Origin of the sequence: Nostoc sp. (genome assembly GCF_036917315.1) — a bacterium.
Taxonomy (GTDB): domain Bacteria; phylum Cyanobacteriota; class Cyanobacteriia; order Cyanobacteriales; family Nostocaceae; genus Nostoc.
In genome coordinates this window covers 1-21,698 of the sequence record NZ_JBALDR010000062.1, presented here as the reverse complement: position 1 = coordinate 21,698, position 21,698 = coordinate 1, and the positions used below count along the sequence as shown (strand labels likewise).

The 21,698-nt window shown below is 41.8% G+C and carries 28 protein-coding genes and 1 pseudogene; 16 read left to right on the top strand and 13 right to left on the bottom strand.

The window, feature by feature from the left end:
* Nucleotides 1-148 precede the first annotated feature (148 nt).
* The 5 genes from V7K84_RS29095 (at nt 149) to V7K84_RS29075 (ending at nt 2,784) form a co-directional block, all read left to right on the top strand.
* Nucleotides 149-307, top strand: coding sequence for a hypothetical protein (locus V7K84_RS29095; RefSeq protein WP_334843344.1), 159 nt, complete (start codon nt 149-151; stop codon nt 305-307).
* A 323-nt stretch (nt 308-630) separates the two neighbouring features.
* Entirely contained in the window at nt 631-954 is a 324-nt protein-coding gene (locus V7K84_RS29090; RefSeq protein WP_334701572.1) for an ArsR/SmtB family transcription factor, read from the top strand.
* A 20-nt stretch (nt 955-974) separates the two neighbouring features.
* Nucleotides 975-1,454, top strand: a complete 480-nt coding sequence (locus V7K84_RS29085; RefSeq protein WP_334843341.1) for an SRPBCC domain-containing protein — start codon at nt 975-977, stop codon at nt 1,452-1,454.
* 554 nt (nt 1,455-2,008) lie between these two features.
* Nucleotides 2,009-2,371, top strand: a complete 363-nt coding sequence (locus tag V7K84_RS29080) for a hypothetical protein (protein ID WP_292697153.1) — start codon at nt 2,009-2,011, stop codon at nt 2,369-2,371.
* Complete coding sequence (locus V7K84_RS29075; RefSeq protein WP_334843335.1) at nt 2,368-2,784, top strand: HNH endonuclease; 417 nt, start codon at nt 2,368-2,370, stop codon at nt 2,782-2,784. Before V7K84_RS29080 ends, V7K84_RS29075 begins: the two co-directional genes overlap by 4 nt.
* A gap of 98 nt (nt 2,785-2,882) precedes the next feature.
* On the opposite strand, the gene V7K84_RS29070 is transcribed toward V7K84_RS29075, so the two are convergent.
* Complete coding sequence (locus V7K84_RS29070; RefSeq protein WP_334843333.1) at nt 2,883-3,554, bottom strand: hypothetical protein; 672 nt, start codon at nt 3,552-3,554, stop codon at nt 2,883-2,885.
* A 41-nt stretch (nt 3,555-3,595) separates the two neighbouring features.
* On the opposite strand from V7K84_RS29070, the gene V7K84_RS29065 reads away from it, so the two are divergent.
* On the top strand, nt 3,596-4,504 hold the full coding sequence (locus V7K84_RS29065) for a transposase family protein (RefSeq protein ID WP_334843331.1): 909 nt from the start codon (nt 3,596-3,598) through the stop codon (nt 4,502-4,504).
* A 323-nt stretch (nt 4,505-4,827) separates the two neighbouring features.
* On the opposite strand, the gene V7K84_RS29060 is transcribed toward V7K84_RS29065, so the two are convergent.
* Nucleotides 4,828-5,466 (bottom strand): hypothetical protein, encoded by a 639-nt coding sequence (locus V7K84_RS29060; protein ID WP_334843329.1) that lies wholly within the window; start codon nt 5,464-5,466, stop codon nt 4,828-4,830.
* A 175-nt stretch (nt 5,467-5,641) separates the two neighbouring features.
* Nucleotides 5,642-5,935, bottom strand: a complete 294-nt coding sequence (locus V7K84_RS29055) for a hypothetical protein (protein ID WP_334843327.1) — start codon at nt 5,933-5,935, stop codon at nt 5,642-5,644.
* A gap of 593 nt (nt 5,936-6,528) precedes the next feature.
* Here V7K84_RS29055 and V7K84_RS29050 point away from each other — a divergent pair.
* The 4 genes from V7K84_RS29050 (at nt 6,529) to V7K84_RS29035 (ending at nt 10,072) form a co-directional block, all read left to right on the top strand.
* A complete protein-coding gene (locus V7K84_RS29050) occupies nt 6,529-7,509 on the top strand; it encodes an aldo/keto reductase family protein (protein WP_334843325.1) in 981 nt (326 codons plus the stop codon).
* Nucleotides 7,510-7,838: 329 nt separating this feature from the next.
* Nucleotides 7,839-9,353: an aldehyde dehydrogenase family protein gene (locus V7K84_RS29045; RefSeq protein ID WP_334843324.1), complete on the top strand. Its 1,515-nt coding sequence runs from the start codon at nt 7,839-7,841 to the stop codon at nt 9,351-9,353.
* 197 nt (nt 9,354-9,550) lie between these two features.
* Nucleotides 9,551-9,790, top strand: coding sequence for a glycosyltransferase (locus V7K84_RS29040; RefSeq protein ID WP_334843322.1), 240 nt, complete (start codon nt 9,551-9,553; stop codon nt 9,788-9,790).
* Between the two features lie 9 nt (nt 9,791-9,799).
* On the top strand, nt 9,800-10,072 hold the full coding sequence (locus V7K84_RS29035) for a glycosyltransferase (protein WP_334843320.1): 273 nt from the start codon (nt 9,800-9,802) through the stop codon (nt 10,070-10,072).
* Nucleotides 10,073-10,132: 60 nt separating this feature from the next.
* Here V7K84_RS29035 and V7K84_RS29030 read toward each other — a convergent pair whose 3' ends face one another.
* From V7K84_RS29030 to V7K84_RS29010, 5 genes are all read right to left on the bottom strand, one after another.
* Entirely contained in the window at nt 10,133-10,543 is a 411-nt protein-coding gene (locus V7K84_RS29030; protein WP_334843318.1) for a hypothetical protein, read from the bottom strand.
* The gene (locus V7K84_RS29025; RefSeq protein WP_334843316.1) at nt 10,540-10,848 is read right to left on the bottom strand and encodes a hypothetical protein; all 309 of its coding nucleotides are present in this window, start codon (nt 10,846-10,848) and stop codon (nt 10,540-10,542) included. The genes V7K84_RS29030 and V7K84_RS29025 overlap by 4 nt, the downstream gene beginning before the upstream one ends.
* Before the next feature lie 280 nt (nt 10,849-11,128).
* Nucleotides 11,129-11,785: a TVP38/TMEM64 family protein gene (locus V7K84_RS29020; RefSeq protein ID WP_194143792.1), complete on the bottom strand. Its 657-nt coding sequence runs from the start codon at nt 11,783-11,785 to the stop codon at nt 11,129-11,131.
* A 4-nt stretch (nt 11,786-11,789) separates the two neighbouring features.
* The gene (locus V7K84_RS29015) at nt 11,790-12,392 is read right to left on the bottom strand and encodes a CDP-alcohol phosphatidyltransferase family protein (protein ID WP_194143793.1); all 603 of its coding nucleotides are present in this window, start codon (nt 12,390-12,392) and stop codon (nt 11,790-11,792) included.
* 736 nt (nt 12,393-13,128) lie between these two features.
* On the bottom strand, nt 13,129-13,698 hold the full coding sequence (locus tag V7K84_RS29010; protein WP_114084678.1) for a TetR/AcrR family transcriptional regulator: 570 nt from the start codon (nt 13,696-13,698) through the stop codon (nt 13,129-13,131).
* A gap of 153 nt (nt 13,699-13,851) precedes the next feature.
* Here V7K84_RS29010 and V7K84_RS29005 point away from each other — a divergent pair, with 153 nt between their 5' ends.
* The 3 genes from V7K84_RS29005 to dinB all read left to right on the top strand — a co-directional run bounded on the left by V7K84_RS29005 (nt 13,852) and on the right by dinB (nt 16,272).
* Nucleotides 13,852-14,469, top strand: a complete 618-nt coding sequence (locus V7K84_RS29005) for a glutathione S-transferase family protein (protein WP_334843309.1) — start codon at nt 13,852-13,854, stop codon at nt 14,467-14,469.
* A gap of 9 nt (nt 14,470-14,478) precedes the next feature.
* Complete coding sequence (locus tag V7K84_RS29000; RefSeq protein ID WP_334843307.1) at nt 14,479-15,075, top strand: pyridoxamine 5'-phosphate oxidase family protein; 597 nt, start codon at nt 14,479-14,481, stop codon at nt 15,073-15,075.
* A 111-nt stretch (nt 15,076-15,186) separates the two neighbouring features.
* Nucleotides 15,187-16,272, top strand: a complete 1,086-nt coding sequence (gene dinB, locus V7K84_RS28995) for a DNA polymerase IV (RefSeq protein ID WP_334843306.1) — start codon at nt 15,187-15,189, stop codon at nt 16,270-16,272.
* On the opposite strand, the gene V7K84_RS28990 is transcribed toward dinB, so the two are convergent.
* The 3 genes from V7K84_RS28990 to V7K84_RS28980 form a co-directional block, all read right to left on the bottom strand.
* Nucleotides 16,243-16,446 (bottom strand): CopG family transcriptional regulator, encoded by a 204-nt coding sequence (locus V7K84_RS28990; RefSeq protein WP_190733635.1) that lies wholly within the window; start codon nt 16,444-16,446, stop codon nt 16,243-16,245. The two genes, dinB and V7K84_RS28990, sit on opposite strands and share 30 nt — an antisense overlap.
* Nucleotides 16,394-16,726 carry a hypothetical protein gene (locus V7K84_RS28985; RefSeq protein WP_334843353.1) on the bottom strand — a complete coding sequence of 111 codons (333 nt, stop codon included), beginning with the start codon at nt 16,724-16,726 and terminating at the stop codon, nt 16,394-16,396. The genes V7K84_RS28990 and V7K84_RS28985 overlap by 53 nt, the downstream gene beginning before the upstream one ends.
* Nucleotides 16,727-17,117: 391 nt before the next feature.
* Nucleotides 17,118-17,381 carry a hypothetical protein gene (locus V7K84_RS28980; protein WP_334843304.1) on the bottom strand — a complete coding sequence of 88 codons (264 nt, stop codon included), beginning with the start codon at nt 17,379-17,381 and terminating at the stop codon, nt 17,118-17,120.
* Nucleotides 17,382-17,584: 203 nt separating this feature from the next.
* On the opposite strand from V7K84_RS28980, the gene V7K84_RS28975 reads away from it, so the two are divergent.
* From V7K84_RS28975 to V7K84_RS28965, 3 genes are all read left to right on the top strand, one after another.
* Entirely contained in the window at nt 17,585-18,379 is a 795-nt protein-coding gene (locus V7K84_RS28975; protein ID WP_334843302.1) for an aminoglycoside adenylyltransferase domain-containing protein, read from the top strand.
* Nucleotides 18,380-18,602: 223 nt separating this feature from the next.
* Nucleotides 18,603-19,436, top strand: coding sequence for a TolB family protein (locus tag V7K84_RS28970; protein ID WP_334843301.1), 834 nt, complete (start codon nt 18,603-18,605; stop codon nt 19,434-19,436).
* 141 nt (nt 19,437-19,577) lie between these two features.
* Nucleotides 19,578-20,477 (top strand): alpha/beta hydrolase family protein, encoded by a 900-nt coding sequence (locus V7K84_RS28965; RefSeq protein WP_334843299.1) that lies wholly within the window; start codon nt 19,578-19,580, stop codon nt 20,475-20,477.
* Here V7K84_RS28965 and V7K84_RS28960 read toward each other — a convergent pair.
* Both V7K84_RS28960 and V7K84_RS28955 read right to left on the bottom strand, forming a co-directional pair.
* On the bottom strand, nt 20,461-20,625 hold the full coding sequence (locus V7K84_RS28960) for a hypothetical protein (protein ID WP_334843297.1): 165 nt from the start codon (nt 20,623-20,625) through the stop codon (nt 20,461-20,463). The two genes, V7K84_RS28965 and V7K84_RS28960, sit on opposite strands and share 17 nt — an antisense overlap.
* A 361-nt stretch (nt 20,626-20,986) precedes the next feature.
* Nucleotides 20,987-21,184: pseudogene (locus tag V7K84_RS28955) on the bottom strand (hypothetical protein); the annotation flags it as partial.
* Nucleotides 21,185-21,698 lie beyond the last annotated feature (514 nt).

Genomic DNA, 21,698 nt, shown 5'->3' with positions numbered 1-21,698 from the left:
AAGTATTAAAACATATAAGTATTTTAGCGATCACTCTTTGGAGAAAAACTTTTTGGTTTACTGAAGATTACGATCCTAACTGTAGCGACCTGCAATTATAAATCACCCAACCTGCAATCATCGTTGTTCTCAGCCAGGATTATGGTTCTTGTCAGCTTTTGGTGATGATGAAAAGTTACGCACTTTAAGGCAGACGGCAGAAGGTTTTAAAACTTTTTGTTATCCGGGCGTGGGATTTGCAACAAGATGGGCGATCGCTTGCGGCTTTCAAGTGATGCAAATGTTCTATAATCCAAGCAGAGCTTAAGTTGTGGGAATTTTTCCTTCCTCCTTCCTTCTGCCTTCTGCCCTCTGCCCTCTGCCTTCCCCCAACCAAGATCACCAAAAGTTGCCAAGAACCATAATCCTGGTTTGTAAATGTCTTGATTGCAGGTTTGAGCGATTAGTATTGCAGGTCGCTACAAGTAGAGCAAGCTGGCAATAAGGTTCCCTAGCGATCGCCTAGAAGCACAGTGGAAGTAACACCCAAAATTGTATGTGACTTCAGGTAGAATTTGCCCAAGATAGAAGGTAAAAGTTGTCTGCCTCGTCACTTGACACGATCTGTATCTTTGGATATCATTCAACTATATGGTTGAATCAAATGTAGCCCTTGATAAAATTTTTGCTGCTCTGGCTGATGTGACGCGGCGAGACATTCTTAAGCGGGTATCAACAGCAGAACATACTATCGGCGAATTAGCACAACCCTATGCGATGTCTTTTGCAGCGATTGCAAAGCACATCAGTGTGTTGGAGAAAGCCGGACTGATTACCAAGCATCGAAGTGGTAAGGAGAAAGTTATTCAGATTCAGCCGAAAACTCTCAAAGTAGCCGCAGCGTATCTGGGCGAGTATGAAAAAATCTGGAGTGCCCGCTTTGATGCTCTGGAAAAACTACTAGAAGATCGATAACAAAGTAGCAGGAGGGTAGTATGGCACATCTGACAGTAACAGTTCCAGAAAATTCACAAAATATCTTCGGTACTGTCACAATCAAGGCTTCGTTAGAAAAGGTATTTGAAGCATATACCAAAGAGGAACTGTTTGCCAGTTGGTGGTGTCGCGGTAATCCAATGAAAGTGTATCACTTCGATTGTCAAGACGGCGGCAGTTGGCACATTGCTGAACAATCAGAAGATGGTAACGAGTATGAGTTTACTGGCTGTTTTCATGAAGTCGCTCTAGATAAACGAATCGTGCAGACATTTGAATTCTTGGGGATGCCGGAACGTGGGCATGTCATGCTGGAAAAAGCTGAGTTTGTCGCAATTGACGAACATACAACTGAGATTCGTACCCATAGCACAGCAATGAGCCAGTCAGACCGTGACGGTATGGTTGCCAGCGGCATGGAAAGCGGCTGGCGGCAGTCCGTTGAAGCTCTGGGCAAGCTTTTAGAACCAAACGATTAATTACAACTTGCTCGCAGGCTTGACATTTACCAAAGCGATCGCTGAGGTAAATGTAAGCCGATATTTGTAAGCATATAAAAAAGTTCAACAATTTTAGTCTCTCAAAGCATTGATTTAGAGTGGTTGGGTGCAAGTCCCGTGAAAATAAGTTGAACAATTTGGGGCTTTAAAGGCATCAATCTACCACTTTTTCAACACAGAGACACCAAACTCAAATAAAAAAGTTGAACAATTAGGAGAGTGATGCTAAGAGAGTGTGGGCGCATCGCTCTAGTAATAACGTAGCGTGGGCGCGATGTACAGGCTCTTTCGAGCAATTTATGGACGGATGCCTGGAGCGGGGTAAAGCACCTAACAGAAATTGTTGGACTTTATTATTTATTGTTGAACTTTTTTATTCCTCTACACCTGCATCTGAATCACCTGCTTTGTCTGATCTGCTACGGTCGTATCATGGGTGACAATTGCGAACGCGGTATCCGATTGATTTAATTGTGGAATATTTTGTCAGCTAAAATCCAGAAAGTGTATCCTTGTAGTAAAAGCAAACGTCTATGCAAGTTACATTTGACTTACCTGATGAAGTTGTCAATCAGCTTCAACCCTTTGCAGACAAACTGCCTCAAATCCTAGAGTTGGGGTTACGAGAACTGAATGCGATTGCTCAGTCAGGATTTTCAGGTATGGCTGAAGTCGTAGAATTTCTGGCAAGCCTACCCACTGCTGAAGCCATTATTGCCCTGCGTCCCTCTGAATCCCTGCAAGCTCAAATTAACACTCTGGTAGAAAAAAATCGGACGGTAGGTTTAACCGCAACAGAAGAGCAGCAATGGCAAGGGTATCAATATTTAGAGCATATTGTCAGAATGGCTAAGGCTAGAGCCTTCTTAAAGATCAAAGAAGCTGACGCAGAATGAGCAAAACCTATATTCCTGTAGCTCTCCGAAGACAGGTTTATGAACGGGCAAAAGCTTGTTGTGAGTATTGTCTGATTCCTGATGTCGCTACCTTTGCGCCTCATGAGATTGACTACATCATTGCTGAAAAACATAGTGGACGGACTGAAGCGGAAAATTTAGCCCTATCCTGTACTCTGTGCAATAAGCACAAAGGAAGTGATCTCGCCTCTGTCGATCCAGAAACCGGAAAAATCGTACCCTTGTATCATCCTCGCCAAGACCTATGGCATGAACATTTTCGCCTGAGTGGGTCTGAATTTGTGCTTTTAAGCCCCATAGGTCGGGTTACGATTGGGTTATTGCAGTTAAACCGTCGTGACAGAGTTGAGGAGCGTCAGCTTTTACTACAAGCTGGAATAATCGCTCCATAAAGTCGGGTCGGCGATCGCCTCAATGTCCCAAGCTCTCACATTATGCTTTCAGTGACAGATATCGCAGGACTCTCCTATATGGCGAATGTATTGTTATGTTATTGGTAGTAGGAAGGAGAGCTTTTCACCCAGACATTATGGTTGTGATAAAAATCACCACGCTGTTCTAATGTAAACCCACCCAGCAATAATCCCAACCATACTTCTACCATCGGCATTTTCAACGCACGTTGCAGTTTAACTAAAGAAATCTCATCTTTAACATTTCTCAGGTAGTTAGCGATCGCACTCTGCCATTTTTCCACATCCTCATCTGATACCAAATTGCGGACATCTTCTAAAGTTGTCACCTCATCGAGCATTGCCAAAACATTCGCTTTTTCAACAGGTGCTGCTACAGAATCACCCTCCTGGTTAGGATATGAAAATTGGTGTGGGCCGTGTGGTTTAAAGGTTTGTGGTGTTTGCGGTTCAATTAAATCATCTAAATCTAGGTGCATTGTTGTCCGCACTAGACCAGCAAAGAGATCGGTGCTAACAACTGGCCCTAAAAGACTATTGCGATCGCGGGTATCTTGCAACAGCACTTCGGCACGAGACTTGAGAATATCTGCAATTTGACTGAAGGCAAGCGCTGCGGTTGATAACTGTGCCTCCAAAGGTAATTTTTCAAGCTCCGCATCTAAACATTCCCACATTGGTACTAGTGTTGATGTCGCTGGAGATTCAGACAACTCATCTAATAGACTTATCCTTAATATAAATAGCATGAGATAATAAAAAGTTGGAGTAGCAATTATGTGGAAAGAATATGACAAGTCCTTTGGCAAGAATTGAATCGTATCCTCATGAAGCTAAACGCCTAATTGGAATTAGTTATGACCATTTTTTAGCATTGGTCGCCCTGGCAGAGCAAAGGCATATAGAAAAACAGGCAGAAATTGAAAAAAAGAAAATTCGGATTATCGCTCCTGGAGGCGGGCGTAAACCAGAAATGTCAGCCAAAGAAGGAATATGCTTATGTCTAGTTTACCTGAGACAAAAACCAATTTTTGAGATTTTAGGGTTGCTGTTTAACATTTCCAAAACTAAAGCCAATGATGCCTTCAATTATTGGGTAGATATTTTGCGAGATATTTTACCAGCATCTCAAATAGAAGAAGTATCAACAGATAGTCAAAAATATCAAGAATTACAGCGAATGCTGTCTGAATACGAATTAATTTTCGATAGTACTGAACAACCTACAGCAAGACCTGTAGACTATCAAGAGCAAAAACGATACTACTCTGGCAAGAAAAAAATGCACACTCTGAAAAATCAATTTATTGTTCTACCTGGAGGGGAAGATATTGTCGATGTCCGTGTCGGAATGTTAGGGAAAACAAGCGATATTAATTTATTTCGAGAAACCCGCCATAAATTTCCTGACACGCAACAGTTTCTCGGCGATAAAGCTTATATAGGAGATGATGCCATTACCACCCCTCATAAGAAACGAAAAAATACAGAAATCTCGGAATTACAAAAACAAGAGAATAAAGAACTCTCGTCACGCCGAATCGCTGTTGAACACATGATATGTCGGGTAAAAATATTTCGAGTAGCCAGTGATAGATTCCGTCTAGCTCGACACCGATATAATCAGGTAATTCTGGCTGTTTGTGGGCTGGTAAGGTTAAGAATTAATCGGTTATTTTCTGTTACTCTTAGTACTTAATTTGCTATTTGTAAATTCATTTATTCTGATTCTACGTTTTTGCTCTAATTCCATTTTTTTCTCTCTCAATGCCTTCAAACCCTTATTTCCTCGTACAGCCAGATGGCGATCGCTCCTTCCGTCCATAAATCGCTTGAAAGAGCCTCTACGCTGAACCCACGCTACGTTATTACTAGAGCGATCGCCACTGGCTCATGACGGTTACGCCATCGCTCTTAAGCTCTTCAAAGATTTCTGATCTTATTTCCCGGTAATTCTATTATTATCCAGTTATCAGTAATGAGGAGCATATTTTCCAGTGTTGTAGAGTTTTTTGTTCTTGACTAATAAATTTCGTCTTCTTCATCTACCCAATCTTCATCCCAGAGAAGTTCATTGTAAACCTTAGTAGCTTGAGATATTTTTAGGTTGTGAGCTGCTGTCACACAATTTCTTGGTTGCCAGCCAATGAGGGCGTATCTCCCATGTAAATATCTGACAGCATTTTTGCAGTCATTAATTACTGGAATATCCTCTTTGATGTATTTTCGCAATTGGACTCCTAAACGAATTGCCTCCATTTCATAATTGTGAAAGTAGGGTTCTTCAGCATCAGGTGTAGAAATCAGTAATCCTCTTACCCAGGCATAATTTTTATAGATAGCCTTCGCTACAACTAAATTGACTTGTTTCGGTGCCCAGTTGCTCCTTTGTAAAAAGTTATCTATTGCTGATTCATCATCTAAATCTATATCGACGTTAGATTCTGAAAGTATTTCCGAGACATCTGTATTTTCTAGAAACATTTCGTACCACTCTTGAAAAGTTTCGGGACTAAACAATTTTCTTGCTTCTTCAAATGAAATTTTCTCCCATCCTGCATCTGTAACTATTTCGTTACCAGTCCTTGCAATGAACAGATTCTCTTCTTCTAGCATCCAAGGGAAGGATGTATTGTGATGTCTTCTCTTTCGTTTACCCATTCAACAACCTGATGCCATTGCGATGTCTGCGATGAGTCGCCCAAGCGTCTATGCATTCAATTTTAGTGCTATCGTTAATTATCTTTTAGGCTTCTTTATCAAAAGAAAACTTCTGTTTGTGACAATGCGTACACACAATAGCAACGTATTTTTTTCACCTATCTTTACTAGGTTTTTACCCACAGAAATCATCCACGCGAATATCCCGCCAGACATCAGAAACCTGCCAGCCGGAATTGCCCACAGATTGTACTGGAGGATTGTCAAGGAATGGAACATAGTCAGGAACTCTAGGCTCTGAAATTGCTACTGGTTTCTCCTCAACCTCAACCACAGGGGCTGGAGAATTGACAGTATTAGCTAGAAGTTGTTGGTCTTCTGCTTCTTCGATTAATTTCATCTGTCTCAGGGTAAGGTTGTCAGATTTTTTGATAATTTTCTTTGTATGTATCTCATTAGAAGTATTCATTGGCTGTTTCCTCAAAGGCATTGACTTAAAATTTGTCTGGGTAAAGTTGGGAGAAGATGAGTATAAATAATTTGCACGGAATTAACAAGGTACACCAAATCTATGGGAAATACGAGTCCCTAATTGTAAGAATTTATCTTTTTTGACATAAATCTCTTTTTTGGGCAGATGCCTTAAAGCGATCGCAGTAGTATCATCGTCTAGAAGTCAAAATTCTTTTGGGTTTTTGATACTTAAGCCAAGGAATGAGTGACTGACTTTTGGGTGTTGGGAAGGAAGAAGATGTTGTTCTATTTGATGCACTAAAATTTAATGTACTAAAATTCAATTTTCCTAAACACACGAAGCTGCAACGCTACCCCCAACAAGATAGCTCTGACTAGGTTTGACATGAATCTTTGTGCCATTCGGATATAAAAAAGATTGCTCTTGTCACGGAATTTATAGTCGTAAAGCGATGGCATAGAGATTGAGACTCTTCATTCGGTATATATAAACAGACAAAATATCTGCAATTTGAATGAGGAAAGCTCTGGTGGGTTGAGACAAAGTTTGTAAATACGCTAAAAATAGCTTCTTGGAGATTAATAAAGATGAAAACAACAGTGAAACGAGAAATACAAATGAAATACAGACAATTGGGAAACAGCGAGTTGAGCGTCTCCGAAATTAGTCTCGGTTCCTGGCTGACTTATGGGGGTGGTGTAGAGCAGCAAAATGCAGAGGCTTGCATACACAAAGCTTTTGAGGTTGGAATTAACTTTATTGACACTGCAAATGTTTACGCTCAGGGAGGAGCTGAATCCTTTTTGGGAGAAGTATTGCAAGGTACTGAGCGTTCAAGTTATGTCTTAGCAACCAAAGTTTTCTTTCCCATGTCAGCCACTGACCGAGGACTTTCAGCAGCCCAAATCAGAAAACAAATTGATGCTTCCTTAAAGCGACTGGGTACCGATTACGTTGACCTGTACCAATGCCATCGCTACGATCCAAATACACCTTTAGAAGAAACCATGACGGCACTCACTGAGGTAGTGCGTCAGGGAAAAGCTCGTTACATCGGCTTTAGCGAATGGAGTCCACAGCAGATCCAAGCAGCGCTGAATCTTGCTGATGTTGAACGCTTTGTTTCCAGCCAGCCCCAGTATTCCATGCTCTGGCGCAAACCGGAAGCACAGGTGTTTTCATTATGTGCAGCTAATGGCATTGGTCAGATTGTTTGGTCGCCGTTAGCTCAAGGTGTACTCACAGGCAAATACGAGCCAGGACAAACTCCACCTCCAGATTCTCGTGCTGCCAACGAAAAGATGAATTCGTTTTTGATGGAGGAGTTATTTAACGAGCGCACACTAACAGCAGTACAAAAGCTCAAACCCATTGCCCAAGATTTGGGGTTGAGTATGCCACAATTATCTCTAGCTTGGGTACTACGAGATGAGCGTGTGTCTTCAGCAATTATTGGTGCTAGCCGTCCAGAACAAATTGTTGATAATGCGGCTGCATCAGGAGTACAGCTAGATGCGGATGTACTGGCAGCGATTGACCAAATATTGGCATCGGTTGTTCAAAGGTGAGGAAAGTACCTAATTCTCGGTGTGAGTCCAAAAGCTTTTTTGCTGTCTTGCCTCAAACAAGATAATTTGTGATGTATCTCTGCTCTTGCGAATTCAGGCGTTGTATAAATGCGGGATGAATTGGCGGGTGAAACCATTGATAATTCGTTCTCAATTGGGCGAAATCATCCCATGATTCAGCAACGCTAAAAAGTTAAGTCTTCTAGCTTTAGTTTCCTCACAGAGAAATTCTCTTGAGCCACGACGATAAATTTAAAAGCGATCGTAGCTAGAACACAAAAAATTATGTTTTAAATAATACCCCAACTGAAACTAATGAGGCTTTTTCAATGACAACTACAACACCCAACCGTACAACTAGTTCAAATCATAGTAATTCGCCTGTTCCTTACACAGGATTTGATCGCCTGTTTATTGGGGGACGTTGGGTTACAGGCCGTTCCGAACACAAATTGCAACCCATCAATCCATACCGTCAAGACGTGATTATGGAAATCCTGGGGGCGGACAAACGTGACTTAGAAGATGCTTATCAAGAAGCACAGCGTACTCAAGTGGCATGGGCAGAGGCATTGCCGAGTGAGCGATCGCTGATTATGCGTCGTGCAGCTGAGATTATGGATGCTCGTCGAGAGGAGATGATTTCATGGTCGATTCGGGAAGCAGGTAGCCCACGCAAGAAGGCAATGCTGGAATGGAAGGCGGCGCGTGATGTCATGGAACAGGCTGTTTCGGCTCCTTATAGTGCCCAGGGACGCATTCTCCCCTCTGATATTCCAGGTAAAGAAAGCCGAGTTTATCGCCGTCCAGTGGGTGTAGTCGCTGTAGTCAGTCCGTGGGACTTTGCTTTCAACCTTGCGAATCGCTCGGTTGCTCCTGCCCTTGCACTAGGTAACGCGGTAGTCCTGAAACCACCCTCGAATACTCCCGTCACGGGTGGTCTAATTTTTGCCAAGATATTCGAGGAAGCGGGACTTCCTCCCGGCGTGTTTAGCGTTGTGGCAGGGTCAGCCCGTGAGATTGGAGATGCATTTGTAAGCCACCCTATCCCACGTGTGATTACCTTTACTGGCTCGACAAAAGCAGGCCGACATATTGGGGAACTGACAATGACTAGCCCGATCATGAAACGGGCTTCGCTTGAACTTGGGGGTAACAGTCCACTGGTGGTTTTAGACGATGCCGATCTGGAACTGGCGGTAAAGGCTGCTGTGTTTGGTAAGTTCCTAAACTCAGGTCAAATCTGCATGAGTATAAATCGGCTAATTGTCGATGAGCGGGTGCATGATGAGTTTGTCGATCGCTTTGTTGATCGCGTCCGCAATTTAAAGATGGGCGACCCGAACGATCCGGATACTGATATCGGCCCGATCATTAATGAAGCTCAGTTGAATTCACACCTCAAGCATATTCAGAAGGCGCATGAAGAAGGTGCCCGTCAACTGCTTGGTGGCGACCCGGATGGACTAATGCTTCCACCACACGTTTTTGTCGATGTCAACAATCAGATGTCAGTGGCACGTGAGGAGATGTTCGGGCCTATCGCCTCCATCATCAAAGTTCGTGATCGGGCAGAAGCATTACAAGTGGCGAATGATACTGAATATGGCTTATCAAGTGCCGTATTTACCCGTGATGAGGGACGTGGGCTGCGCTTTGCACGCTTAATGCAAGCGGGGATGACGCATATCAACGATCAGACAGTAAACGACCTAGCGAATGCTCCCTTTGGTGGCGAAAAAAATAGTGGGATAGGACGTTTTGGTGGTGATTGGGCGATTGAGGAATTCACCACTGATCATTGGATTACCGTGCAGCAAACTCCACGCAGTTACCCCTTGTGATCGAGTCCAAGCGTCCCTTTCTAATTTACTAATCCTAATATGGTTTCATATAAAGAAAGAACTTTTTGGAGTTGATTAGAAAGGGCACGTTGAAAGTTAAATCTGCTATTTACAGTTAAACATAAGATTTTTTGGCTCTAAATTATTACAAGAATATAACAGTTTTTAAAAGGCATTTTTGATCTAGTTATTTTAGCTTGCATAATAGCGGGAAGCGCTGTAAACATACGGTATTTCGTTGCATAGCTGCTGCTTGTGCCGAATTAGATGTACAACTGGTAATTGCACATGGGGGTGGGATAAGGAAAGAAATAGTGCGTTCGCTACCTGGAAGTCCCTTAGTAGTCGAGTATGCACCCCAACCAGATATCATGGCAAAAGCAAGTCTGACAATTACCCATGCGGGGATGAATACAACACTAGATTCCCTGAGTTAGGGTGTACCTTTGGTAGCCATTCCCATTACCTTTGAACAACCAGGGACAGGCGCACGTATTCGTTCAACTGGAGTTGGAGAAGTGCTTTCTCTGCCAAAACTTAGCGTTTCCACGCTGCGATCGACAATAGAGCAGGTATTAACGACAGATTCCTATAAAAATAATGCACGAAAAATTCAGCAATCAATTCAACAAGCAGGTGGCGTAAAACAGGCAGCAAATATTATTGAGCAGGTTACTCAATCCCAAAGTTATCAAATTATAGACGCATTACGAATATAATTAGCCATTTCGTATCAGCAATGGTGAAAAGCAAACGGGGTATTATTGTTAAAGTGAATCTCAATTGCAATCGTTACCATTAGGAGCCGACAGTTGAATCATCTCAGTAAAACGTGAGTACTTAACCGCATCGGTAGGGGGATAATCTGCCGACACTGCAATTAACCCAATTTTTATATCCTCGAAATAAATCACACCCCCAATACGCCCTTCAAGAAAGAAAGCTCCATGAAATAAATGATATGGAGTGATGTAGATTAGCAAAAAGTCACTAATCTTTATTGCCCTATCAAACATCTGCTGACAAGTTTTTTGGAGGACAGCATCTAGATATTCATTATAGGCAGACTCACCCATGTCAGTGAATTTCGGCAGATCCGCAAAATGATCCATATAAAATAGCCAGATATCGGACAAGTCTGCGTCATTCGTCAGTTTTTGCTTAAGTTCTTGCAATCGGTCGATATTCATTGTGTAACAGGTGTACCGTTTAAAGTCATTACAGGATCGCGATCGCAAAGGCTAATATCAGCTTTCCAACCGGAGGGGAATTTTGAATCAATGAAAGTGACTTTAAATCTGCCCCAATGATAAGTAGGTTTCCCATCTGCTCCTTCTCTATAGGTATCGCAACGTACCGATGAAGACTTTTGTACCCAGTAGCCATTGTATGAACCTCGGTCATTGAACACTCCTGCTAAACCATCAATGAAGATTACTCCATCGCTACCATACCGCCACACGGCAGTTTTATTACGATCTTCTTGATAAACCACTTTATATTCTTCCGTTTTCCAAACCTCATGAAGAGAGCTTTTTGAGGCGCAGCAGTGCAAATCAATAAGGCTAAAGTCAGGAGAACATAGTTCTTTTTCATAAAATTGACTTTGATCAATTCAAAATTTGGCATGAATTACGAGGTCAATTTTCTCACAGTTTTATGCGCTTATTGAGAAAATAAAAGGTTTTGGGGCTAAAACGCACATATTACCGCAAGATGATTAGATTATAAAGTCGCACTACTATTTTTGATAGCTCAACTAAAACATAGCGCTACTACTTCCACCAGGGTTTAAATAACAATGGTGACACCGATAAAAATACCAAAAAAACCGACGCGAGTATAAACGAGGAGGCATCGCTTCCTTGTAAAGCAGTTTTTCCAGAAGCACCCAACCAGGTATAAGCAATCGTGCCTGGAATTACTCCAATGAAGGTTGCAAGGGTATAAATCTTCAGGTTGATTGTGGTTAGTGCCAATAAAAAGTTAATAATATTAAACGGAGCAATCGGAGCAAAGCGTAGAGATAGAACTAAAGAAAAGGGATTGCGTTCGAGTGCTTTATGCCATTTTTCCAGCAGTTTATTTTGAGCGAATTTTGCTGTTGCCCAATCTCGAAATAGGTATCGAGTCAGACAAAATGCTCCTACTGCTCCCAATGTTGCGGCTAATGTAGACCAAAGGCTTCCCCATCCCAAACCAAAAGCTACGCCTCCAGTTAATGTATGAATTGTTATCGGCAAACCTAAGACTGTGACCAATACGTAGGTGGAGATAAATAAGGGAACAGCCCAAATACCTAATCTTTGCAACCAGACTGAGAGAATCTCTTGATTGAGTAAATTACGTAAGGGAGTTGTGAAAAAGAGTAAGATTGCACCCAGCAGTAGTAATATCTGGAAATTTTTGCGGAGTAAGTGTTTTAATCCCACGGAGCTACACTCCGTCCTGACTGGTTGGTGAGCGCATCAATGTTTTACGTAATTCCACTGCATGAAAGATACTCAAAATATCACATTGCCAAGTTGGTAACAACAACGTCATGGCAATTTCTTCTAAACTATTGAGCCAACAAAGCGCGATTGCAAACCAAAGAATGTTCGCGTAACCAAAACCAAATAACCCGACTGTCGCCGTAAGTAGAGCTAATCCCCATGCTTTAGCAGTGTAGGTATGGAAACTAGGGAATTTCTGAAACTTGATTAAACTAATTGTGAATAATATTAGTTGGATAGTAATCGCGGATAATAAAGGTACTCGAAAATTGATGATTACTTGGGGATATACTAACCAAATACTGATCGCCACACACAAATACAAACAAATATCAGCCCAGCTATCTGCTTGACGAAGGAGGGCTGTACTAACCTTTAAGCGACGGGCAATGATCCCATCAAAAACGTCTGAAAGTACGGCAATAACATAACCGATGATGAACCAAAAACTGGTTCTATGGTCTAAAGCATCGAGAACTAGTAAAGGAGCTAGAGCGAAGCGCATTCCCACTAAAGTAATCGGAAGATGTGATAGTTTGATCATCGTTCCCCACTTTCCTAGCTTAATTAAACTAGTATAAACACTATAATGATATCGGCAAATTCGCTACAAATATAACAATATTCATAGCAGCACTTTCCACCTGGGTGAGTGTTTGGGGAAGGACAATACTACTACAAGATTGCCAGAGCAGAAGATGACCGCCCAGTTGAAGCAAATCGAGTTCGCAAGTCCATTGGTGCAGAACCTCATTTGCACAGGACTTAAGCGATGTCGGTCAAATGTTACAAGAACTCGAACAAATTGCTCAAATTGTCGAGCAACGGTTAGATCAGCACGAAACACGATGTCTCTCTTAATCGCCAAGTTAGTAGCAGTCAACAGCACTATCTGACAGGTTAATTAAGACGTATCAGGAGATAGCGGCAGTGATGAAAGTAGATTTTGGAGTGATTGACTATGGTGCGTTTTTGATGATAACCAATCATTAATTGATTACGTTAATAGCCAATATGCCCAGCATCCAGCGTGTCAAAACAATTCAAAATTCAAAATTATCAATTCAAAATTACAATGAGTGGGGGCTTGAAACCCGCCACTGATAGCGTAGCGGTAGCGAGTCCGCGAGCGTCTTGTAGACCACTGATTCATTCGCGCAGCATCTCGTAGAGAAGAATTCAGTGGGGGCTTTGACTCGGAGGATAATTAATTCAAAATTATTCTTCTTATTCATTTTGAATTTTGAATTTTGAATTTTGAATTCAAAAAATGGTCAGTATTAATCGTCTTTTTGTAGCCCTGGCTTTGGAGTACAAAGTTGTCTAGGTAGTTGTTGAATAACACGCATAAAAGGAGATGGATCATTCAACCCTTGTGACAAAATTAAGGAACCTTGAATAGCAATCACTGCATCTTCCCCTCGATATTTGGCGAGTTCTTCATCCATACCACTTTCGATTAAAACATTAGCAATCGCATTAATCCAGATACAGAATAAAGCATTAACTCTAGTGTGAAAGATATCACGGGCTGAACCCATTAATAAAATGGCAGACATACAGGGTTGATGTCCTCCTTCATAAAGTTCGCTCAGGCGATGGCACATCCTCTGTAATCGTGTTAGCGCATCACCTTGGGAGGTAAGTGCTGTCAAGATGTTTTGGGCTAACCACTGTTGAAGAAAATCTAGCACTGTCTCAACCATTTCATCCTTACCGCCAGGAAAGTGATGATAAAGGCTGGCTTTCCCAAGCCCAGTAGCTTCAGAAATTTTAGATAGAGTTGCGCCATCATACCCGAATTGGCGAAACAGCCGTATGAGATATGGAATATATGTTTCTTTGGGCATTGTAAGAGTTGAGAAAAATAGATATTGACATTATACCGAACGAACGGTACAGTAATTCTATACCGAACGAACGGTACAGAAATGAGACAGGAAGTGTCACTTAATTTCTGTGATTAAACTTGTTCGTTCTTACCTCATGTGAAGGATTAATCTATGATTCAGCTTTACGGTTACGAACTCTCTGGCAACAGCTATAAAGTAAAACTAATGTTGTCGCTATTAGGCTTAGATTACGAATGGGTAAAAGTTGATTTGCCTAGAGGAGCGCACAAACAGCCAGAATTTTTAGCACTCAATTCTTTTGGTCAAGTGCCAGTTTTGGTTGATGGAAATACTATATTGGCAGATGCTCAAGCAATTCTAGTTTATTTAGCTCGACAGTATGGGACAGAAGGGTGGTTGCCTCTGGAGCCAGAGCCGATGAGTCGTGTAATTCGCTGGTTATCTACAACTGCGGGAGAAGTTCGGCTTGGCCCTGAATCGGCACGTTTATATCACCTGTTTAAAGCTAGTGACATCAATCTAGAACGAGTAAATCAAAAATCAGAGTTTATCCTCACACAACTTAATAATCATCTAGCAGAAGGTGAATGGCTAGAGTTGGGACATCCTACGATTGCCGATGTTGCTGTATTTCCATACATCGCCCTCGCCAACGATGGTAAGATTTCTCTCGAACCCTATGCTCATGTTCAAGCCTGGATTGAACGGCTCAAGCATCTCCCCGGTTTTATTGGAATGATTGGTATTGAAGAACCTGCTAGAGTTTAGGAGCGCAGTATGCCACGCAAATTTGGAGAAATTGCTTTTACTCCTGAAGTTGAAGCCGCGCAGTCACAACGGGGATCACGGCAAACCTATGAACGCTACATTGTCAACGGCCCTGCCAATGATTCAATTACACTAGAAATTGCCGAATTTATTGCTCATTTGGATGGGTTTTATTTGGGAACAGTCAGTTCCAATGGCTATCCCTATATCCAGTTTCGTGGAGGAGCGCCCGGTTTCCTGAAAGTGTTGAATGAGAAAACGCTGGGATTCGCCGATTTTTCTGGGAATGTGCAGTACATTACCGTAGGCAACCTTGAAGGAGAAGCAAAAGCATTTCTGTTCCTGATGGATTACCGCCAACGCAGACGTATCAAAGTTTGGGGTAAGGCAGAATATGTTGAAGGGGATAGTGCTTTAATTGAGCGACTTCGCATCCCTGGCTATCCAGCAAAAGTTGAGCGAGCTATTCTATTTCATGTCGAAGCTTTGAGTGAGAATTGTTCTCAACACATACCTATCCGTTATTCTGCTACCGAGGTTGAAGCTATGATGGCTCCCCTTGTGGCTCGAATTGAAGAGTTAGAACAGAAATTCGTTGGGGAATAATGCAGATATGGTATTTGAACCAAGTAGTGCTAATGTACTATAAGACTGGTAATATAGTATTTTACTAAGCACCGGTTAGCCTAACTTTCTAATGCTTCACTCTGCTTTCAAGTGAGAAAGATAGTTCACGTTGATATGGATGCCTTCTACGCATCGGTGGAACAGAGGGACAACCCTAGCTACCGAGGTAAACCGTTAGTCGTCGGTGGCAGCCCGAATCAGCGAGGCGTAGTTGCAGCAGCTAGTTATGAAGCTCGTAAGTTTGGCATTCACTCAGCAATGCCGTCAGTAACAGCAATTGCAAAATGCCCTGGACTTATCTTTGTCAGACCGAGATTCGACGTTTATCGAGAGATTTCCACTTCAATCCACGCTATCTTCAAACGCTACAGTGATTTAGTGGAAGGGGTTGCGCTAGACGAAGCATACCTGGATGTTACTGAAAACAAGCAAAACATCCCCTACGCTTCTACGATTGCAAGACATATCAAAACTGCGATTTTCGAGGAAACGAGATTGACGGCAACCGCAGGCGTGTCGATTAACAAGTTCCTTGCAAAAATGGCATGCGGTCAAAATAAACCCAACGGACTGACGGTGATTTTACCGGAGGATGCGATCGCCTTTGTAGAGCAGCTAGCGATTGAGAAGTTCCACGGTATAGGAGAGGTGACTGCGGCTAAAATGCACTCGCTTGGCATTCATACTGGCGCAGATTTGAAAGTGCGGACTCTTTCTGAGTTAACACACCACTTTGGTAAAGCTGGTCATTATTACTACAGAATTGCCAGGGCAGAAGATGACCGCCCAGTTGAAGCAAATCGAGTTCGTAAGTCAATTGGTGCAGAAACCTCGTTTGCACAGGACTTAAGCGATGTCGGTCAGATTTTGCAAGAACTCGAACAGATTGCCCAAATCGTCGAGCAACGGTTAGATCAGCACGAAACTCGAGGTCGCACGTTAACTCTGAAAATCAAGTTTTCTGACTATCATCAGATAACCCGCAGTAAAACAATGCTTGCTCCTATCAGTGAACTTGATACGATTTTTGAGATAGCCAAAGCATTGTTTGAGTCGATTGACCTGGAGAACCGCAGCATTAGGCTACTGGGCATTTCTTTGTCTAACCTTGATAACGCCAAACAAACCCAAGTGATTCAATTGCCATTATTTCAGGATGGGAACATCATATTTTAGGGTAGGTGTAGTCTGTTCAGACGCTGACAACTCGGTTATGGAGAGAGAGCGAATCAACTCCCGAATCACATCAGTTGCAGGTCTACCTGTCATTGCACAATATCGTTCAAGTTTTTCGCTTTCAACTGATGCGAGATTTATTGTGATTCGTTTGATAGCCCATTTTTTGTTCATGACTTGCCCTAATAATTAAATTTAATGAATTATCTAGACTTGAAATGCCAAGTGCAATACTTAACAAATATATAGATGTTAACCACAGCATACTTGCCGTAAAACTATTTTTAGCACATCCCTCTCCAGAGTATTTACTTGTAGCCCAAAACTTCACTGATAAATCATTTATATGAACTTTAGAACATTTGAAACGAGCTTGTATTTTTGTAAATATTGTTAAGCAAAGCGCAATTGGAGTGAGCCTTGCAAGAGGTGTATAATCAGCAATTATTGCCAATTTAATTTAGTAAACCTTATCTTCATACAATTGCATTTAATATTCATTTGCTCTTTACCCAAAGGTGAAATTGACTAACTACTCTGGATGTAGACTTTCATTCAAGCACTATATCTACTCTATAAATTAGCAAAACCTTAATGCCTCTAGAAAATTTTTTAGGAGCATTAAGGTTTAATAATTGTGGTTCTTCAGTAGTTGTTATGCCAAATTATTAGTTAGATATCAAAACTAGGCTCGACAATAAAGCTCAAAAGCCCGAATCAGTGCTAAACCTCATAAATAACTAGTAAATAATGTTCAGTTTTCTTATCTAGTAAGGGTTTCATTCATGGCTTTTTTGAAGGTAATTTAGCATGATATATTATTTTTTATTCAGTCAGAGCTTAATTTACCCGCAAAAATTATCAACTCTTAACTCTCGCCACACGTCAGACGGTTGCCACCCAGAGTTGCCAACAGAACGTAGGGGGCGATAGTGTTCTGAAACATAGTCTTCAATGTACACAGGTGAATTTGGTTCAATCACTGGTTCAGGAATATTTTGGCTCTCAGGCATGTCAATGGGTTCAGTAGGTGGTGAGGTTACTTCTGTTCTCTTGCGAACTGGGTTAGAGGTTTTTTTGATGAGTCGTTTCATATCTATAGGAATCATTCGGCTCTCCACAAAGAACGGATATTCTAGAATACAGGAAGTTATTAGCGAATCAGAGACAAATTGCCAGAAAGTTGCATGGGTGTGGATTGCTTTTTGGGCACTTAAGCGGAGCGTGATGCCAGATAGCCTGTCAATAAAGATGGTTTTATTATTAAATGGGAGCGCAAGATTAAAAATAAAGGTAATGTGGTTTATTAAATATGGATACTCGTATCCCAGAATGTATTCGTCCAGTATTAAATGATTATTTGTTGTCATTACAAATCGAACTTCCAGGTCTGATAGAAGGCTTTTATATTCATGGTTCTATTGCACTTAATGCCTTTAACCCGTACTTGAGTGACATTGATTTTATTACTATTCTCATACGACGGGCTACAACATCCGAGGTAAAAAAACTAAAAGCAGTCCATAAAAAACTAGAACTGAGCTACCCACAGTGGAAACTAGAAGGAAGTTATTTGCTTCTTGAAGATATCGGGCGGGAGCAACCAGAAATTGCTCCTTACCCCTACTATCATGACAGCGCTCTCCACTCTGCTGGATATCATGACATAAACCAAGCCACTTGGTGGGTGCTGAAACATCGAGGCATTTATCTGATTGGACTTCCGCCAGAAAACCTTGCATTTACAGTTGATTGGAATCTGCTGCAAAGAAAGATGAAGGAAAATCTGAACAGCTATTGGGTGAGTTGGACAAGAGCGCCAAGTAAATTAGCATATTTATTAACAGATAGTGGTATTGAGTGGGCTGTGCTTGGCGTTCTGCGTCTGTTTTACGTGTTGAGAGAGCATGAAATCCTTTCCAAAACGGAGGCTGGTCGATATGCATTGGTGCATCTTCCACCAAAGTGGCATCAACTTATTCAAGAGGCAATTAACCTCCGTGAAATTCGGCATGGTTCCTCTTATCGCAGCAAAGTGAGCCGCGCTGTTGAAGCAGTACGCTTCTTACGCTATGTAATTAATGTATGTAACGAAATACGCATTTGACATTTGACTTGCTTATATCTGGGATGGTGTTGATGCTGGCAGCTAACTCTTGGTGACAGCAGTTTCAAGATTTTTGGTTAGTTTTGCATAAAACACAAAACCCTAGCTGAAGAATATTACATACCAAACGAATTATGTATAAACCAAGAGACAACGCTTTAAAAGTCCCCTATTTTATGAAGTAGCGTCTTACGGATGTTGGCGATCGCCGATAACAACAGACTTGATTACTGCAAGTACAATTGGGTTGGGACAAATTGCCCTCTGTGGCGAAGAGATTTACTGGAGCGAGCTACGACCGTCAGAGTCAGGTAGAAATGTCATAGTGCGGCGGGGTGCAAATGGTGAAATTCAGTGCCTTACGCCTAGTGGCTTCAATGTGCGTACTCGTGTACATGAATATGGTGGCAGTTCCTTTCTTGTGGTGAATGGCACTGTTTACTTTTCCAACTTTATTGACCAACGCCTATATTGTCACCAGAGCGATCGAGAGCCGCAAGCCATCACCCCAAAAGCTGCCACACGCTATGCAGACGGTGTTTTTGATCGTCAAAACAACCGAATTATTTGTGTGTATGAAGATCACACAGATGTAACAAAGGAGGCGAGTAATAGTTTAGTCGGCGTGGAACTAGACGGAGATCATAAAATCCAACTATTAGTATCTGGAAATGACTTTTATGCTTCGCCTCGCCTTAGCCCGGATGGTTCACGTTTAGCTTGGCTAACTTGGAACCATCCTAATATGCCTTGGGATGGGACTGAACTATGGGTTGGGGAATTAAAGGCAGATGGTTCTTTGGGAAATACTCAAAAAATTGCTGGGAATTTAGATGAGTCTATTTTTCAGCCACAGTGGTCGCCAGATGGTAAGTTGTATTTCGTTTCTGATCGTACAGGTTGGTGGAATATATATCGTTGGCAAGATGAAAATGTAGAAGCGCTAACTCAAATGGAAGCAGAATTTGGTCAGCCGCAATGGAATTTTGGGATGTCCACTTATGCTTTTGGGTCTGCCAACCAGATTATTTGTACTTATACCCAGCAAGGCATTTAGTATTTAGCAAGCCTTGATACACTAACATGTAATTTAGAACTAATAAATACGCCCTACACAGATATTAGCTCTCTCCACGCCACCTCGAAACAGGTAGTTTTTCGCGCAAGCTCGCCAACTCAATCAGCAGCAATTGTCCGTTTGGATCTGACAACTAAAGAGCTAGAAGTACTACGGTATTCTAGTGATGTAACTATTGATGCTGGTTATCTTTCTTTACCTGAAGCTATTGAGTACGAAACATCTGATGGCAAAACAGCATACGCTCTTTTCTACTCACCTCGAAACCGTGACTATACGGCTCCTGAGACTGAAAAACCGCCCTTGATTGTCAAAAGTCACGGTGGCCCCACCGCAGCAACTTCTAGTAGCCTCAATTTTAACATTCAGTATTGGACTAGCCGAGGAATAGCGGTTTTGGATGTAAATTATGGTGGCAGTACAGGGTACGGGCGGGAGTATCGGCAACGGCTTTCTGGGAACTGGGGAATTGTAGATGTGGATGATTGTGTTTTTGGTGCGCGTTACTTAGTGTCACGGGGAGATGTAGACGGCGCTCGTCTAACCATTTCCGGCGGGAGTGCAGGTGGTTACACAACGCTTTGTGCGTTAACTTTCCGAGATACTTTTAAAGCAGGAGCCAGCTATTTTGGTGTCAGTGACTTGGAAGCTTTAGTTCGGGATACACATAAGTTTGAATCACGGTACTTGGATCGTCTGGTTGGCCCTTATCCACAACAGCGTCAGATTTATCAACAGCGCTCGCCAATTAACTTTAGTGAGCGTCTAGACTGCCCAATGATTTTTTTCCAGGGATTAGAAGATCGAGTAGTTCCGCCTAATCAAACTGAAGCAATGGTTACAGCCCTAAGAACAAAAGGTGTACCAGTGGCTTATATTGCTTTTGAGGGTGAACAACATGGTTTCCGCAAAGCCGCAAACATCGAGCGTTCTTTGTCAGCAGAACTTTACTTTTATTCACGAATTTTCAATTTTGAAATTGCCCAACCAGTTGAGCCTGTAGTCATTGAAAACTTTTAGCTCCAACTAACAAGGCGATCGCCGCCATTGTATGTAGTAGTTTGCGGTGCTTTACAACAGGCTTGACCGCAATACTGCTCGCTTTGTGCATTTTTAACTCGGCATTGGGTTTAGGGTAAAGGTTAAACAGCGAATAATAGTTTAACATGAAAATTTAAGTATAAATTTTCTCAAGTAATCTGAGGTTTAATAAAAGAGTTAAAGATAGAACCACAAAAATTATCCCAACTTCAGCTATCCATTGGCAACGCAGATTTAACATAAATTTTGCATTATTTTGTAACCAAAATTTACTGTTCCCTTTCATGCGTTTTGTTAAATTGTGTTGAAATTATTAGCAATTTTGATTTTTTTTGTCTAGGATTAGTTTTTTATAAGTTTTTGTCTTTCCTCATTTAATATTTGATTATGGAATTAGTATTAGTGAAGCTAGGAGGTTCCTTAATTACTGACAAGGATAAACCTTATACTGCTCGAAGAGAAGTTATAACACAACCTGACTTTTCCCGTTAAGTCTCTTTTGCAAGCAGCCAACCTTCACAAAGGTCATGCAATTTTAACCAACCTCGCCACAGTACCTGGATACCAATTGGTGTTTTGCTTCGATGTTCTAGGTAGCCGCCAAGACGAGCGATCGCTTCGACAGCCCAATTAACTGTGAGGAGTTTGGGTGGTTTGGGAGACTTAGCTTTTAAAATCTTGAGTTGGCATCACCGTGCCAAAACGGGAAAATTGTAAGCTAAGGCTGAAAGCTTTACCCAGCAAGCATCTTAGACACTCATTTTCACAGCACCCGTGAGCGGCTGTTTATCCTCAGTTGATTGGTGCAGAGTATTGGCAGTACTCTGCACCATAAAGAAAGGCGTTAGCTAGTCAAAAGTGATAAATACAGGTGTGCCATTTGCTCAAAACAACTGATTTTTATAGCGTTGAGGTTAGCATCAGTTCCTTAGCGTACAATTCTCCCGTTTTGGCACAGTGATGCCAGTTCAAGGGGATTGAGAATTTCAATTGCGGGAGCTAAAGGCTGAGTACGGTGGCATTCGTGAGAGGTTAAGACAAAGTGTATTTTGTCAATCAGTTAAAATACTCAAAATCATCTTATTGAAAATGATAATCGCGCGGAGGAGAGGGGTAAGGAGGCGAGCGACGCTCGCCTCCTTACCCCTCTATTTGATTATCATTATCTTTAACAGTTTTGACAATTTAAATAAGATATGA

Excerpts from the sequence above, each read along its gene's own strand:
- V7K84_RS29090 (WP_334701572.1), top strand. The coding sequence starts at position 631 with ATGGTTGAATCAAATGTAGCCCTTGATAAAATTTTTGCTGCTCTGGCT.
- V7K84_RS29085 (WP_334843341.1), top strand. The coding sequence starts at position 975 with ATGGCACATCTGACAGTAACAGTTCCAGAAAATTCACAAAATATCTTC.
- V7K84_RS29080 (WP_292697153.1), top strand. The coding sequence starts at position 2,009 with ATGCAAGTTACATTTGACTTACCTGATGAAGTTGTCAATCAGCTTCAA.
- V7K84_RS29075 (WP_334843335.1), top strand. The coding sequence starts at position 2,368 with ATGAGCAAAACCTATATTCCTGTAGCTCTCCGAAGACAGGTTTATGAA.
- V7K84_RS29070 (WP_334843333.1), bottom strand. The coding sequence starts at position 3,554 with ATGCTATTTATATTAAGGATAAGTCTATTAGATGAGTTGTCTGAATCT.
- V7K84_RS29065 (WP_334843331.1), top strand. The coding sequence starts at position 3,596 with ATGACAAGTCCTTTGGCAAGAATTGAATCGTATCCTCATGAAGCTAAA.
- V7K84_RS29060 (WP_334843329.1), bottom strand. The coding sequence starts at position 5,466 with ATGGGTAAACGAAAGAGAAGACATCACAATACATCCTTCCCTTGGATG.
- V7K84_RS29055 (WP_334843327.1), bottom strand. The coding sequence starts at position 5,935 with ATGAATACTTCTAATGAGATACATACAAAGAAAATTATCAAAAAATCT.
- V7K84_RS29050 (WP_334843325.1), top strand. The coding sequence starts at position 6,529 with ATGAAAACAACAGTGAAACGAGAAATACAAATGAAATACAGACAATTG.
- V7K84_RS29045 (WP_334843324.1), top strand. The coding sequence starts at position 7,839 with ATGACAACTACAACACCCAACCGTACAACTAGTTCAAATCATAGTAAT.
- V7K84_RS29030 (WP_334843318.1), bottom strand. The coding sequence starts at position 10,543 with ATGAATATCGACCGATTGCAAGAACTTAAGCAAAAACTGACGAATGAC.
- V7K84_RS29015 (WP_194143793.1), bottom strand. The coding sequence starts at position 12,392 with ATGATCAAACTATCACATCTTCCGATTACTTTAGTGGGAATGCGCTTC.
- V7K84_RS29010 (WP_114084678.1), bottom strand. The coding sequence starts at position 13,698 with ATGCCCAAAGAAACATATATTCCATATCTCATACGGCTGTTTCGCCAA.
- V7K84_RS29005 (WP_334843309.1), top strand. The coding sequence starts at position 13,852 with ATGATTCAGCTTTACGGTTACGAACTCTCTGGCAACAGCTATAAAGTA.
- V7K84_RS29000 (WP_334843307.1), top strand. The coding sequence starts at position 14,479 with ATGCCACGCAAATTTGGAGAAATTGCTTTTACTCCTGAAGTTGAAGCC.
- V7K84_RS28990 (WP_190733635.1), bottom strand. The coding sequence starts at position 16,446 with ATGAACAAAAAATGGGCTATCAAACGAATCACAATAAATCTCGCATCA.
- V7K84_RS28980 (WP_334843304.1), bottom strand. The coding sequence starts at position 17,381 with ATGATTCCTATAGATATGAAACGACTCATCAAAAAAACCTCTAACCCA.
- V7K84_RS28975 (WP_334843302.1), top strand. The coding sequence starts at position 17,585 with ATGGATACTCGTATCCCAGAATGTATTCGTCCAGTATTAAATGATTAT.
- V7K84_RS28960 (WP_334843297.1), bottom strand. The coding sequence starts at position 20,625 with ATGTTAAACTATTATTCGCTGTTTAACCTTTACCCTAAACCCAATGCC.